Source organism: Yoonia sp. 208BN28-4, assembly GCF_037543925.1.
Lineage (GTDB): Bacteria > Pseudomonadota > Alphaproteobacteria > Rhodobacterales > Rhodobacteraceae > Yoonia.
On the sequence record NZ_JBBIFY010000003.1, the window covers coordinates 437644 to 452306 of the forward strand.

The 14663-nt window shown below is 58.7% G+C and carries 13 protein-coding genes; 7 read left to right on the forward strand and 6 right to left on the reverse strand.

Features of this window, described 5'->3' with window-relative positions:
* Positions 1-25: 25 nt before the first annotated feature.
* Complete coding sequence (locus V8J84_RS12250) at positions 26-406, forward strand: DoxX family protein (protein WP_339931520.1); 381 nt, start codon at positions 26-28, stop codon at positions 404-406.
* Here V8J84_RS12250 and V8J84_RS12255 read toward each other — a convergent pair.
* Positions 378-1073 carry a DUF4329 domain-containing protein gene (locus V8J84_RS12255; RefSeq protein WP_339931522.1) on the reverse strand — a complete coding sequence of 232 codons (696 nt, stop codon included), beginning with the start codon at positions 1071-1073 and terminating at the stop codon, positions 378-380. The two genes, V8J84_RS12250 and V8J84_RS12255, sit on opposite strands and share 29 nt — an antisense overlap.
* A 31-nt stretch (positions 1074-1104) precedes the next feature.
* Positions 1105-3123, reverse strand: coding sequence for a transketolase (gene tkt, locus V8J84_RS12260; RefSeq protein WP_339932052.1), 2019 nt, complete (start codon positions 3121-3123; stop codon positions 1105-1107).
* 280 nt (positions 3124-3403) lie between these two features.
* Between tkt and V8J84_RS12265 the strand changes: the two genes are divergently transcribed.
* Both V8J84_RS12265 and V8J84_RS12270 read left to right on the forward strand, forming a co-directional pair.
* The gene (locus tag V8J84_RS12265; RefSeq protein WP_339931524.1) at positions 3404-3877 is read left to right on the forward strand and encodes a hypothetical protein; all 474 of its coding nucleotides are present in this window, start codon (positions 3404-3406) and stop codon (positions 3875-3877) included.
* Between the two features lie 3 nt (positions 3878-3880).
* Positions 3881-4273, forward strand: coding sequence for a cell division protein ZapA (locus V8J84_RS12270; RefSeq protein ID WP_339931526.1), 393 nt, complete (start codon positions 3881-3883; stop codon positions 4271-4273).
* A gap of 70 nt (positions 4274-4343) precedes the next feature.
* Here V8J84_RS12270 and grxD read toward each other — a convergent pair whose 3' ends face one another.
* The 4 genes from grxD to V8J84_RS12290 all read right to left on the reverse strand — a co-directional run bounded on the left by grxD (position 4344) and on the right by V8J84_RS12290 (position 8529).
* On the reverse strand, positions 4344-4703 hold the full coding sequence (grxD, locus tag V8J84_RS12275) for a Grx4 family monothiol glutaredoxin (RefSeq protein WP_339931528.1): 360 nt from the start codon (positions 4701-4703) through the stop codon (positions 4344-4346).
* A 61-nt stretch (positions 4704-4764) separates the two neighbouring features.
* Entirely contained in the window at positions 4765-5001 is a 237-nt protein-coding gene (locus V8J84_RS12280; protein WP_339931530.1) for a BolA family protein, read from the reverse strand.
* A 105-nt stretch (positions 5002-5106) separates the two neighbouring features.
* Complete coding sequence (purL, locus tag V8J84_RS12285) at positions 5107-7266, reverse strand: phosphoribosylformylglycinamidine synthase subunit PurL (protein WP_339931532.1); 2160 nt, start codon at positions 7264-7266, stop codon at positions 5107-5109.
* 354 nt (positions 7267-7620) lie between these two features.
* Entirely contained in the window at positions 7621-8529 is a 909-nt protein-coding gene (locus V8J84_RS12290; protein ID WP_339931534.1) for a LysR family transcriptional regulator, read from the reverse strand.
* Positions 8530-8681: 152 nt separating this feature from the next.
* Between V8J84_RS12290 and V8J84_RS12295 the strand changes: the two genes are divergently transcribed.
* The 4 genes from V8J84_RS12295 to ccmE all read left to right on the forward strand — a co-directional run bounded on the left by V8J84_RS12295 (position 8682) and on the right by ccmE (position 14636).
* Positions 8682-12101: an indolepyruvate ferredoxin oxidoreductase family protein gene (locus tag V8J84_RS12295; RefSeq protein WP_339932054.1), complete on the forward strand. Its 3420-nt coding sequence runs from the start codon at positions 8682-8684 to the stop codon at positions 12099-12101.
* A gap of 75 nt (positions 12102-12176) precedes the next feature.
* Complete coding sequence (locus V8J84_RS12300; protein WP_339931536.1) at positions 12177-12989, forward strand: glutamate racemase; 813 nt, start codon at positions 12177-12179, stop codon at positions 12987-12989.
* Positions 12990-13143: 154 nt separating this feature from the next.
* Positions 13144-14172, forward strand: coding sequence for an N-acetyl-gamma-glutamyl-phosphate reductase (gene argC, locus V8J84_RS12305; RefSeq protein WP_339931538.1), 1029 nt, complete (start codon positions 13144-13146; stop codon positions 14170-14172).
* Positions 14169-14636 (forward strand): cytochrome c maturation protein CcmE, encoded by a 468-nt coding sequence (ccmE, locus tag V8J84_RS12310; RefSeq protein WP_445285971.1) that lies wholly within the window; start codon positions 14169-14171, stop codon positions 14634-14636. Before argC ends, ccmE begins: the two co-directional genes overlap by 4 nt.
* Positions 14637-14663 lie beyond the last annotated feature (27 nt).

A 14663-nucleotide genomic window follows, 5' to 3' on the forward strand; every position in this document is an offset into this window, starting at 1 on the left:
GCACGAAAGGGATGGTAGGGCGAAAATGGCGAATCTGGGGTTACTGATCGCACGGGTTCTGATCGCGGCACTTTTCATTGGTGGCGCGGTGCAAAAAACGCTGAGCCCGCAAGATGCGGGTGCCTTGCTTGAGGGGTTTGCCCTGCCGTATTGGCTGGTCTGGCCGGCACTATTGTTCAACGCGGTTGCGGGGCTGGCATTGCTGGCTGGGGTGTTTGTAGGGCCAACGGCTGTCGCGCTTGGCATCTATTGCGCAGTGACCAGCGTGTTCCACTTCATCCCCGACGATCCGTGGCAGATGTCGATTTTCGTCAAGAACTGGGCGATTGCGGGGGGATGTTTTGCTTTGGCCGTTGCCGGTGCGGGGGACTGGCGGATCAGGACCCGCGGCGCGCCAGATCGGTAAGTGTGTAGCGGGGCAGGATGAACGCCTCACCTTCGGGCACAAAACCGGGGTCTACGGCAACGCAGCCCTGACCGCAGACCTGTATCGCCTCGCGTGTATCATTTTCGACGCGCCAGATGCGCCCGCCCGGGGTCGAGACATAGCCGTCGATCCCGAATTCAAAATCGCTTAGCAGGTCGGTCGTGGATGGCACTTCGTTATCATACTGCGGCCCGTAAGCACCGTGGGTGTGATAGCTGGCGAATATGCCCTGACCGGGCTGCGGTGCGAGTTGTTCACAGCTTGCAAAGTTGCCAGGCACGGGCGGTGTGGCCGTGATCTGACCGTTTGGCAGTTGCACAAAGTAGCCGCACAATTCACGGCGTTCACGAAAAGACCGCGCCTGAATGGAATTCAGAAAGTTGCGGGCAAATGTGTCTGCCACAGCCGCTGACGGTGGTGAGGGCGGAGCGACCGACCGCCCACCGCGCCGCACGGGCGCAGTTTGCGGCACAGAGGCCCGCGCGGGCTCTGACACAACCAAGCCGCCGGAGGGGCGCCGGATCACCTCGCCCTTGGGCGTCAGGCCGCCGATCTCGCCGCCGCTGACAAAGACCCGCTGGTTGCCCCCTTCAGAGCAGGCGGACAGAACTGTAAGCACGATGGCTGCAATCGATAAGCGTTTCATTATGCTGTCCTGTCCGTCTTGGGCGCGTCTTTTACTTGATCAGTGACTTCACCTTATCGGCAACGGCTTGCGGCGTAATCCCGAACTCTTCGAACAAACGCTCGGCTGGCGCAGAAGCGCCGAAACCGTGCATGCCGATGAATCCGGCCTTCTCGCGCTTGCCACGCTCACCAAAGAGCCAGCGATCCCAGCCAAAGCGGATACCCGCCTCGACAGCGACACGCACAGGGCCTGCAGGCAGCACGCGGCGACGATAGCTTTCGTCCTGCTCTTCAAACAGTTCCCAGCACGGCATGGAAACAACGCGCGTGCCGATCCCTTCGTTCTGCAGGATGTCACGGGCGGCAAGAGCGATTTCCACCTCGGAGCCTGTGGCCATCAGGATCGCCTGACGCTTGCCTTCGGCATCGGCCAGCACATAGGCACCTTGGGCGGACAGGTTCTTGGTCTTATGCTCGGTCCGCACGGTTGGCAGGTTCTGGCGTGACAGGCACAGCACATGCGGTGTCTTGTCAGATGTCAGCGCCATTTCCCACGCTTCTGCCGTTTCAACCGTATCTGCAGGGCGGAAGACGTTGGTGTTTGGCGTGGCGCGCAGCATAGCCAGATGTTCAACCGGCTGGTGTGTCGGGCCGTCTTCGCCAAGGCCGATGCTGTCGTGGGTCATCACATAGGTCACAGGCACGCCCATCAGCGCTGACAGACGCATCGCGCCGCGTGCGTAATCGGTGAAGCACATAAACGTGCCTCCGTAGGGCTTTGCCCCGCCGTGCAGCGCCATGCCGTTCATCGCAGCGGCCATACCATGCTCGCGGATACCGTAGTAGATGTAGCGCCCGTCGCGGCTGTCGGGGTGGAAAACGCCCAGATCACCGGTTTTGGTGTTGTTGGAGCCTGTCAGGTCAGCGGAGCCGCCGATGGTTTCGGGCATGATCGCGTTGATCACCTCAAGCGTCTTTTCAGACGACTTGCGCGTGGCCATTTTTGGCTGCGTTTCGGTGATCTGCTTTTTCAACGCGCGGATCACGGCGGACAGTTTCTTTGGTGCTTCACCGGCATAGGCGCGGTTGAACTCTGCCTGCTTGGTGCCGGACAGCTTTGCAAAACGCTCTTCCCAAGCCTTGCGGGTCTCGTCGCCGCGCGCACCGATCTTGGCCCAGCCGTCCAGAACGTCTTGAGGCACTTCAAAAGGGCCGTAATCCCAGCCGTAAGCCTCTTTCGCGGCGCGCAGCTGCTCTGGATCGGTCAAGGCACCGTGGCCTTTGGATGTGTCCTGTGCGGCGTGGCCCAAGGCGATGTGGGTTTTGCAGGCGATCATGGACGGGCGCGGATCGTTTTTTGCGGCGGCAATCGCCTCATCAATCGCGACGGGATCGTGGCCGTCGATCTCAAGCACATGCCAACCCGAGGCGGCAAATCGCATGGGCTGGTTGGTTTTATCAGCGATATCAACGGTGCCGTCGATGGTGATGTTGTTGTTGTCCCAGAACACGATCAGATGACCGAGTTCCTGCATGCCAGCCAGACCAATAGCCTCTTGGCTGACGCCTTCCATCAAGCAACCATCACCGGCGATGACGTAGGTGTAGTGGTTGACGATGTTCTTGCCCCAGCGCGCGCGCTGGATTTCTTCGGCAATGGCGAAGCCTACCGAATTGGCGATGCCCTGACCCAGCGGGCCAGTTGTCGTCTCGATCCCGCGGGCGTGGCCGTATTCAGGGTGGCCCGCAGTCTTTGCGCCCCACTGGCGGAAGTCTTTAATCTGCTGGAGCGGCATATCTTCGTAGCCGGTCAGATACATCAGCGAATACAGCAGCATGGAGCCGTGACCAGCCGACAGGATGAACCGGTCGCGATCGGGCCATGCGGGGTTCTTTGGGTCAAAGTTCAGGTGCTTTTCATAAAGCACCGTTGCCACGTCAGCCATGCCCATCGGCATGCCCGAGTGACCGGAGTTTGCGGCGGCCACGGCATCAAGTGTCAGGGCGCGGATGGCGGCGGCTTTCATCCAGTGGTCAGGGTGTGCGGAGCGCAGGGCTGCAATATCCAAGGCTAATGTCCAATCGGTCAGTGTCACAGGGTCTTTGACAAGCGTCATATCAGGGCAGGGCACAAGATCAAGCACGGTTGCTAAGTGTTTGGGGCGCCTAGCGTCCGGCGATTTGCGGGGTGCGGATTGTTGGCTTAGGCTTGCGTTTACCGTTTGCGATTCGATGCGCTGGCCAATGGACAGAGGTTGCGCCGCAGATGGTCGGCTGTTGGGGTAGCCGCAAAACGCAGGCTGGCCGCGCAAGACGGCCTAAAGGGACAAAGAACAAGGATATGGGCACATGAGCGATATCACTGCATTGGAAAGTCGCATCACCTCTGCGCTGGACCGGATCCGCGCCGGTGTGGACAAGATGAGCGAGGCCGCAGCCGCCGTGCCAGAGGTGGACGTGTCTGGCCTTCAGACCGACCTTGACGAAGAGCGCATGGCCAACGCGCAACTGCAAGAACGCCTGCGCACGCTTAAAGAACGGCATGATACGGCTTTGTCAGAGCTGGAAAACAAGGTGACCGGCCAGCAAGGGCAGATGGCGGCGATGGAAACCGAACTTCAAAAGCTCAGACAGGCCAACGCAGATATGCGCGATATCAACGGCAAGCTGCGCGATGCTGCGTCGGAAGGTGTTGTCGAGCCGGAGTTGATCAATCGGGCGATGATGGCCGAGATCGATGCGCTGCAGGCGCAGCGCACCTCAGAGGCGGCGGCGGTTGACGCGATCCTGAGCGAAATCAAACCCCTGCTGAAGGAGGGTTAAGCGATGCCTCATGTTGAAATTACAATTGGTGGTCGCCAGTTCGAAGTCGCCTGTCAGGAAGGTGAAGAGCATTATCTGCACTCTGCCGCAGCGATGCTGAACACCGAAGCCGCACATCTGTCAGAACAGATTGGCCGGATGCCCGAGGCGCGGATGCTGTTGATGGCGGGGCTGATGCTGGCGGATAAGACCGCAGGGTTGGAAGAAAAAGTGCGTGTGTCCGACAACAAGACGGCCGAACTGCAAGCGCGCATTGATGCGTTGGAAGGGCGGCCCGCACCAGCACCTGAACGCGTTGAAGTGCCTGTCGTCCCGTCCGAAGTGACCGACACGCTAGCCGAACTTGCGGCACGCGCAGAAGCGCTGGCCGATAGCGTTGAGACGAAAACAGCGTAAAGAGACGCCAAACGAAAAAGGCCCCACCGGATCGGCAGGGCCTTTTTCGTATTTGATGGGCTCTGACCGATCAGGCGTTGGCTTCGCGGATTTTGTCAGCGGCGTCTTTGTCGAAGGCCACGTTATTTTCTGCAAACAGCGTATCAAGCTCACCTGACAGGGTCATTTCGGTGATGATGTCGCAACCGCCAACAAATTCACCCTTGACATAAAGCTGCGGGATCGTGGGCCAGTCGGAGTAATCCTTGATGCCCTGACGGATCTGGTCATCGGCCAATACGTTCACGTCGGCAAACTCAACGCCCATGAAATTCAGGACGCCTGCCACACGGGACGAGAACCCGCACTGCGGCATGGACTTGGTGCCTTTCATGAAGAGCACAACATCGTTGCTGGTGACGGTGTCTTTGATTTGGGCTTCGGCAGTCATTTGTTCGGTTCCCTTTCGGCGGGGGGGCACAAAATACTGGAATTTTGTGACGGCGTTGAAATTAGTCGGGGGCTTTGGTGGTCAGCGCGAGGGCGTGCAATTCGCCGTTGCTGCCATCCATTTTGCCCTTGAGGGCTGCATAAACAGCGCGTTGCTGCTGGACACGGTTTTTACCGGCAAAACTGGCATCAATCACTTCGGCTGCAAAATGTGCGCCATCGTCACCCTGCACGGTGATCTGTGCGTCAGGAAATCCTTCGCGCAGAAGGGTTTCAATTTCAGCGGCAGTGATAGCCATAGATGTCGTCCTTTGCTGATGCTGCGTCTAAAGTATGGGCCGGTCGCACAGGCTGCAAGGGCAGGCGCATCCGGCAGACGTATTTTTGACCGATAGATGCGGGGGTTACGCGACCTGATCGGCGAAGGCGTTGCGATAAAGCGCGGCAAGGTCGGACAGTGGCGCAGATGTCGTGCCGTAGGTCACTTGATCGCCACCGGCCATTCCGACCCGCATGATCGGCAGGCTTGCGGCACCCGCACTGGCAATCAGCGTGTCCGCGTTTTCCTGCGACGTCGCAATCAGATAGCGGGCCTGATCTTCGCCAAACAGCAGTGCCGTATCATCGCTATCAAGTGTGATACCCAGACCGGCGGCTTCTGCCATTTCAAACGCGGCGAGCCCCAGACCACCATCGGACAGGTCGGTGCATGCGCCGATCAACCCGTGGTTTGCGCGGATAAAGTCGCCGTGTGCTTTTTCGGCTGTCAGATCGACGGGCGGCGCGTCACCTTCGACGCGGTCGAATGCCTCGGCCAACAGCGCAGACTGGCCAAGGTGGCCGTCTGTCTTACCGACGACAAGCAACACATCGCCGTCCGCCATCTGACCTGTAATCGCAAGATCGGGCGTGGCGATCAGGCCAACCGCCCCGATGGTGGGCGTGGGCAGGATGCCGGTGCCGTCCGTTTCGTTGTAAAGCGAGACATTGCCGGACACGATGGGCATATCAAGCGCCGCAACAGCTTCTCCGATGCCTTTGATCGCGCCGACAAACTGGCCCATGATCTCTGGTTTTTCGGGGTTGCCGAAGTTCATGTTGTCAGTCGTGGCCAACGGGGTTGCGCCGACAGCGGTCAGGTTCCGGTAGGCTTCGGCCACCGCCTGTTTGCCGCCCATGACGGGGTTTGCTTTGACGTAGCGCGGCGTCACATCGCTGGTGAAGGCTACGGATTTGGGCGTGCCGTGAACCCGCACGATACCAGAGCCGGCACCCGGTGCGCGGGCGGTGTCGCCCATGACCTGCTGGTCGTATTGCTCATAGACCCACTGTTTGCCCGCGTAATTAGGGCTGCCGATGAGCGCTTTGAGACCCGCAATAGGATCAATGGTCAAGGCTTCGGTAAAGGGGGCTGCGGCAGGCGTTTCCACCCAAGGGCGGTCGTACTCAGGGGCAGAGCCTGACAGGGTCGCCAGCGGCAGGTCGGCTTTGACCTCACCGTTGTGCAAAATCAGGAAGCGGTCTTCGGCAATAGTCTCGCCGACGATTGCAAAATCAAGGTCCCATTTTTCAAACACGGCGCGGGCTTCGGCCTCAAGGTCTGGCTTCAGGACCATGAGCATGCGTTCCTGCGACTCTGACAGCATCATCTCGTAGGCGGTCATGTTCTCTTCGCGCTGCGGCACGTCTTCGAGGTTCAGCTTGACGCCTAACCCGCCTTTGTCGCCCATTTCCACCGCAGAGCAGGTGAGGCCAGCGGCACCCATGTCCTGAATGGAAATCACGGCACCCGTGGTCATCAGTTCCAGCGTGGCTTCCATAAGGCGTTTTTCGGTGAAGGGATCGCCAACCTGTACGGTGGGGCGCTTGTCCTCAATTGTGTCGTCGAATTCAGCCGATGCCATTGTTGCACCGCCCACACCGTCACGGCCTGTCTTCGCACCCAGATACACGACGGGCATGCCCACACCGGAAGCGGCGGAGTAGAAGATCTTATCCGTATCCGCGAGGCCAGCCGCGAAGGCATTGACGAGACAGTTGCCATTGTAGGACGCATCAAAGCGCACCTCACCACCAACAGTCGGCACACCAAAGCAATTCCCGTAGCCGCCGACACCCGCAACAACACCGTTCACCAGCTGCTTCGTTTTCGGATGCGATGGCAGGCCGAACGACAGGGAATTCATCGCAGCAATTGGCCGCGCGCCCATGGTGAATACGTCGCGAAGAATGCCACCCACGCCAGTGGCGGCACCCTGATAGGGTTCGATGTATGAGGGGTGGTTGTGGCTTTCCATCTTGAACACGATGCACTGCCCGTCACCGATATCCACGATGCCTGCGTTTTCACCGGGGCCGCAGATGACCTGCGGGCCTTCGGTGGGCAGGGTGCGAAGCCATTTCTTGGACGACTTATAAGAACAGTGTTCGTTCCACATGGCCGAAAAAATGCCAAGCTCAGTAAACGTCGGCTCGCGGCCGATGATCTCGAGAATGCGATCATATTCGTCGGGCGACAGACCGTGCGCGGCGATCAGGTCTGGTGTGATGGCAGGTTCGGTCATGGCATATCCCCCATAAGTTGCCCCAGCGTTTAGGCGATCACACCAACGGACAAAAGCCGGAAGCTGCAAAAAGCTGCGCGATTGGCAAAAAAAATGCCGGGCACAAGGCCCGGCAAAGTCCAACAGGGAGGTTGAAGATGATGAGCGTTACAGCATCATCGCCTTCAAGAGGTCAGATAGGAGGCAAACTGAGTCCGATCAAGAAAAATGGGCCAAATGAATCGCAAACCCGCTATGCTGTGAGCGCATAGCTTTGAGCGCATAGCTTTGAGCGCAGGTAGCGCCGTGCCGACGATGCAACGGCTTGCCATACGTAAAGCCCGCTCGTGATGTTGGCAGATTGAACCTCTGGGGTCAGCTGCGGTCAGCCGCATCCCTGATCTTCTTGCGATGCGCGAAAATCTCTTCTTGCACAAAGTCCCGAAAGGCGCTGATCCGCTTGGATTGGCGAAGCTCTTCTGGGTAGGCGAGAAACACAGGCACTTCGCCGCTTTCCAGATCGGGCAGCACGCGCACCAGATCGGGGAAATCCTCGGTCACGTAGTCGGGCAGGACCCCGACGCCAAGATTGTTCAGCACCGCCTGTAGCACGCCGAAATAGTTGTTCACCGTCAGCAGGCTGGGCGCATCGTAGGACATCAAGTGCTGAACCAGCGTGGCACCTGCGGACACCTGTGCGGACGACAGGGACTGGCAGATCAGGCGGTGGTTGCCGATTTCTTCGATATCATTGATCGTGCCGCGCTCCTCCAGATAGCCCGGGCTGGCGTAAAGCCGCATCCGCACGGACATCAGGCGCTTGCGGATCAGATCAGCCTGTGACGGCTCTTTCATACGGATTGCGACATCGGCCTCGCGCATGGGCAGGTCCAGCACCCGCTCTTCCAGCATGAGGTCGATTTTTAGATCGGGGTATTTTTCATAAAGCTTCGGCAGGCGCGGGGCGAGCCAGAGTGTGCCGAAACCTGTGGTGGTCGTCACGCGCAGTTCGCCGAACACTTCTTCTTCGCTGTCACGGATGCGGGCGGCCGCAGCCTCAAGCCTTCGGTTCATCGACCGCGTGGCATCAAACAGCAGTTCGCCCTGTTCTGTCAGAATCAATCCGCGGGCATGGCGGTGGAAAAGCGTTGTGTTCAGCGATTCCTCTAGCGCGCGCACCTGACGCGACACGGCTGATTGTGACAGATGAAGCGCATCGCCCGCGTGTGTCAGGCTACCTGCGTCTGCAACGGCGTGAAATATTCTAAGCTTGTCCCAGTCCATTACGCACCCTTACCATCAATGTTACCGCTCGCAGTGGTTGATCCTTACGCGATAGCGGCAAAAGGTTGCAAACACTGATCGCGGGGAATTATCCGCTTTGTAGGTCATAGTTTATGACCTATCATGGTTGCATCACGCAGGGGAGGCGCATGATGACATCACAGGACATTAGCTTAAACGACCGTTACGATTTGACAAAATCGCCAGTGCTGTTGAACGGCACACAGGCGCTTGTCCGCCTGATGTTGATGCAAAAGGCGCGTGATGAGGCAGCAGGGCTCAACACTGCGGGCTACGTGACCGGCTACCGCGGATCACCGCTGGGCGCTGTTGATATGCAGATGAGCCGCGCAGCAGAGCTTTTGGGCAAGGCCGATGTCACCTTCCAACCGGGTCTGAACGAGGATCTGGCCGCGACGGCGCTATGGGGCAGTCAGCAGGCCGAACTGCGTGGTGAGGGCAAATACGACGGTGTTTTTGGCTTATGGTATGGTAAGGGACCGGGCGTTGACCGCTCTGGCGACGTGATGCGGCACGCCAATATGGCGGGCACATCGCCCCACGGCGGCGTCATCATGGCGATGGGCGACGACCACACCGGCGAAAGCTCGACAACATTACACCAGTCAGATTGGGCGATGGTCGATGCCTATATGCCAATCGTGTCGCCTGCTGGCGTGCAAGAGATTATCGACTACGGCCTCTATGCGTGGGCGCTGTCACGCTACGCAGGCGTCTGGGTTGGTCTGAAGACAATGAAAGACACAATCGAGGTCACGTCGGTTGTGGATTGTGCGCCGGACGGGCGTGAGTTTGTGCGTCCTGACATGGATTTGCCGGCAGAAGGGCTGAACATCCGCCTTGTCGACACGCCCGTGGCACAAGAAGCGCGGATGATCGACCACAAACGGTTTGCCGCCGAGGCGTTCAGCCGTGCCAACAAGATGGACAACCGTGTCTGGGGGCAGGCCGGTGCAAAGATCGGCTTTGTTGCCGCAGGTAAAAACTGGCTTGATCTTCAGCACGCACTGTCGCTGCTGGGTGTGGATGAAGCAAACGCCGCCGAGATGGGCATCACGACCTATAAGGTCGGGCAGGTCTGGCCGCTTGATATGGCGTCATTCCACGAATGGGCCGAAGGGCTTGATCTGGTGGTCGTCGTCGAAGAAAAGCGCAAGCTGATCGAGGTGCAGGTCAAAGAGGCGCTGTTTGATGACACAAACACGCGTGTTTACGGCTGGCACAAGGGCGATGAGCATTCCGAAGGCCGCCGCGAAGAGGTGTTCCCGACCCGTTTCGCGCTTGATCCGATCTGGATCGCAGAAAAAATTGGCGGGATACTGATTGAGGAAGGGTGCGGCTCTTCTGGCGTGACGTCCGGCCTTGCCGCACTGGCCGAGGCCCGCAAAGCCGACAACCAGCCAGAGATCGCAGCCCGCCTGCCGTATTTCTGTTCGGGCTGTCCGCATAATTCATCCACCAAAGTGCCTGAAGGCAGCCGCGCCTATGCGGGCATCGGGTGTCACTACATGGTGCAATGGATGGACCGCGATACCGTCGGCTTTACCCAGATGGGCGGCGAGGGGGCGAATTGGGTGGGTGAGGCGCCGTTTTCGACGCGCGATCATGTGTTCCAGAACCTTGGCGACGGCACATACAACCACTCGGGCGTGCAGGCGATCCGCTTTGCGCTGATGGCGAAGACCAACATCACCTACAAAATCCTCTACAATGACGCGGTCGCGATGACCGGTGGACAGGGGAACGACGGGGGGCTGACCGCCGACCAGATTTGCCGCGAACTGCTGGCCATGGGCGTGCGCAATGTGGCGTTGGTTTATGACGACAAAGAAGACGTGGACCTTGCGCAATTTCCTAAGGGGCTTGCTGTGCACGAGCGGGACGAGATGCCTGCGGTGCAGGAAACATTTAGCAAATACAAAGGCGTGTCCTGCATTGTTTATGTGCAGACCTGTGCCGCTGAAAAGCGACGCCGCCGCAAGCGGGGACTTTTCCCGGACCCAGACAAACGTGTGTTTATCAACACGGATGTCTGCGAAGGCTGCGGCGATTGCGGCGTGCAGTCCAACTGCGTCTCCATCGTGCCGGTCGAGACCGAGCTGGGCCGCAAACGCGCGATTGACCAGTCGTCGTGCAACAAAGACTTTTCGTGCGTCAAAGGGTTCTGTCCGTCCTTCGTGACAATTGAAGGTGCACAAATCCGCAAGGCCGCGACCCAATCTGTCGATATTCCTGATCTACCTGATCCCACGCTGCCAGCAATCAACGGCACGCATAACGTGGTCATCACCGGCGTTGGCGGTACAGGCGTTGTGACCATTGGTGCGGTCATGGCGATGGCTGCGCATATTGATGGCAAGGGCGCTGGCATGATGGAGATGGCTGGCCTCGCGCAAAAGGGTGGCGCGGTCCACATTCACTGCCGGATTGCCGAAAACCCAAGTGATATCAGCGCCATTCGCGTGGCGACAGGCGAATGTGATACCCTGATCGGTGGCGATTTGGTTGTCAGCGCGGGGGCCAAAACGCTTGGTCTGATGAAAACCGGACGGACCAAGGGCGTGGTAAACAGCCACGAGATTATCACCGGTGACTTCACACGCGACACCGCGTTCAAATTGCCATCCGACCAGCTGCGCCTGTCGCTGGAGGCGCGCCTGCAAGACAATGTGGCGCTATTTGATGCGTCCGATTTGGCCAAGGCGCTGATGGGTGACAGCATCTATTCCAACATGATGATCTTTGGCGCGGTCTGGCAGCAGGGGGCCATCCCCATCGGGTTTGATGCGATCATGCGCGCGATCGAATTGAACGGTGCGGCTGTTGAAAGAAACAAGCGTGCTTTCGAACTGGGACGCTGGGCGTTTCTGCATCCCGAGCAGGCCAGCCGTGTCGGCACATCAAATGTTGTGAGCAAGCCTAAGACTTTGCAAGAGAAAATTGATTTTCGCGCAGAGCATCTGACGGCCTACCAAAGCAAACGGTTGGCGAAGCGATACCGCAAGTTTCTGGCGCAATTTGCAGATAACGATCTGCAAGAGGCCGTGGCCGAGGGCTATCACAAGTTGCTGGCTTATAAGGATGAATACGAGGTCGCACGCCTGTTGCAGGACACGTTGACAAAGGCACAGGCGGAGTTTGATGGCGACCTGAAAATCACGCATCACCTTGCACCGCCGCTTGTCAGCAAAACCGGATCGGATGGTCGCCCGCAAAAGAAAGAGTACGGTGCTGCAATGGCCCGGATGTTCCCCGTCCTGGCCAAGTTCAAACGCCTGCGTGGCACGCCATTTGATCCCTTTGGCCGCACGGTCGAGCGGCGGATGGAGCGCGCCTTGATCACTGAATATGAGAGCGATCTCAATAATTTGACGGGCGAACTTTCTCCGGCTGTGCAGGCCGCCGCGATTGCGCTTGCGCGTTTGCCGCTTGATATTCGTGGCTTTGGTCCCGTGAAGGAAGCAAACGCGCGCAAGGCTGCGAAACGTCGCGAAGAATTGCTGGCTGTGATCAGCCAAGGGGGACGCCAAACCGCGCAGGCCGCCGAGTAAACACTGTCATGGATTTCCGTACGAAACGGGCCTATTGTGATTACAAAATAACAGGCAGAGCAAAGGTCACGTCAGATGGCAGTAGGTATTTTCGACAGCGGGCTGGGCGGTCTGACCGTTCTGGATGCAGTGCAAAAGCGGCTTCCCGATGTGCCGTTTGTCTATTTCGGTGATCACGCCCATGCGCCATATGGCGTGCGCACGGACGATGACATTTACAACCTGACCACAGCCGCCACGGAAAGACTGTGGGAAGCCGGTTGCGATCTGGTCATTCTTGCGTGCAACACCGCCTCTGCTGCGGCCTTGCGCAGGATGCAGGAAAGCTGGGTGCCGACCGATAAGCGCGTCTTGGGCGTTTTTGTCCCGCTGATCGAGGCGCTGACAGAGCGTGACTGGGGCGATAACAGCCCGCCACGCGAGGTGGATGTGAAGCATGTGGCGCTTTTTGCCACTCCAGCTACCGTGCGTAGCAGGGCATTCCAGCGCGAGTTGGCGTTTCGCGCGATTGGTGTTGATGTTGAAGCGCAGGCCTGTGGCGGCGTTGTTGATGCTATCGAAGAAGGTGACATGATACTGGCCGAAGCGCTGGTGAATAGCCACGTTGACGCGCTCAAACGCAAGATGCCTGTGCCAGATGCGGCTGTTTTGGGCTGCACACATTACCCGCTGATGGCCGAAGCGTTCCAAACGGCTTTGGGTGCTGACGTGAAGGTGTTCAGTCAGGCCAATCTGGTGGCCGACAGCCTTGCCGATTACCTGACACGCCGCCCCGAGATGCTGGGAAGTGGCACCGACAGCGCGTTTCTGACGACAGGTGATCCCAAGCGTGTGTCCGGCAATGCCACGCAATTCTTGCGACGACAGATCACGTTCGAGGCTGCCTGATAGCACTTCTCCGGCGGCGCTCCCCCTGCGAAGCATGAGTCTGGCGCATCCTCTAACGCCAGCGCCGTTCCCGCGTTACCCCAGAAAGCCTTGCATCATCAGCCGTGTGAGGCCAAAACGCTTATCATCGTTACAGCTTTGAAAGACTGGTCCCATGACACAGAATATCGCGATCCTCGGTGCGTCCGGCTATACCGGTGCCGAACTGGTCCGATTGATTGCGACCCATCCGTCGTTTCGCATTGTGGCCCTTGCTGCCGAACGTAAGGCAGGTCTGTCGATGGCCGATGTGTTTCCGCATCTGCGGCACCTTGATTTGCCAATGCTGTGCAAGATCGACGAGATCGATTTTGGCGATGTTGATCTCGTTTTTGCCGCTTTGCCCCACGGGCTGAGCCAGGCGCTTGTGCGCGACTTGCCTGACACGGTGAAGGTTGTTGATCTTGGCGCCGATTTCCGGCTGCGCGATCCGGCAGAGTATCAAAAGTGGTACGGGGTCGAGCATGTCGCACCCGAACTTCAGAAGTCGGCCGTCTATGGCCTGACCGAGTTTTACCGCGATGACATCAAAAATGCCCGCCTTGTCGCGGGGACAGGGTGTAACGCGGCAAGCGTCCAGTTTGCCCTGCGCCCGTTGATTGAAAAGAACCTGATCGATCTCGATGACATCATCTGTGATTTGAAAAACGGTGCATCCGGTGCGGGACGGGCGTTGAAAGAACACATGCTGTTCACCGAGCGCGCCAGTGATGCGGCCGGGTACGCCCAAGGCGGCAAGCACAGGCATCTGGGCGAGTTTGATCAGGAGTTCAGCCTGATTGCGGGCAGGCCGATTGCAATCCAGTTCACGCCGCATCTTGTCCCGATGAGCCGTGGCATTCTGGCGTCGTGCTATCTGAAGGGTGAGGCGCAAGCGTGCCATGACGCGCTGGCTGAGGCTTACGCGGACGAGCCGTTCGTCGTGGTGCTGCCATTTGGCCAACACCCCAGCACAGGTCATGTCGCCGGATCGAACTTCTGTCACATCGGCGTGAGCGCGGACCGTATTTCGGGGCGTGTGCTGGTGACAGCAACGCTGGACAACCTATGTAAAGGGTCGTCAGGACAGGCGATGCAGAACGCAAACCTGATGCTTGGTCTGGACGAAACGGCAGGTTTGATGTTGGCACCGGTGTTCCCATGAGCGGTTTGAAAAGTCTTAAAAAGCGGCGGCGCGTCCAGATTATCGCGCTATCAGGGGCCTGCGTTGCGGCCGTGCTCGCGATTTTGTGGTTTTTGCCTGACGAGTCGTTCCAGTTCTTCCGCTCGCCCAGCGAGGTGGTCGCGGCACCACCGCCACCGAACGAGCTGTTCCGCATTGGCGGGCTTGTGGCCGAGGGCTCAATCGAGCGTGGTGTGGGCGAAGAGGTGCGGTTCTCGGTGACTGATGGCGGCGCTGTCGTGCCGGTTACATTCGAAGGGATTTTGCCTGATCTTTTCGCAGAGGGCCAAGGCATGGTGGGCCAAGGCCGCTATGTCGACGGGACGTTCCAAGCCGTCGAAATCCTTGCCAAACACGATGAGACCTACATGCCCCAAGAGGTCATCGATGCCTTGAAAGAGCAGGGCACTTATGTGGCACCGGACGGTGAGGTCGTCACCAATTAACCTTTGCGGCGCAGCTTGATCCCCGAC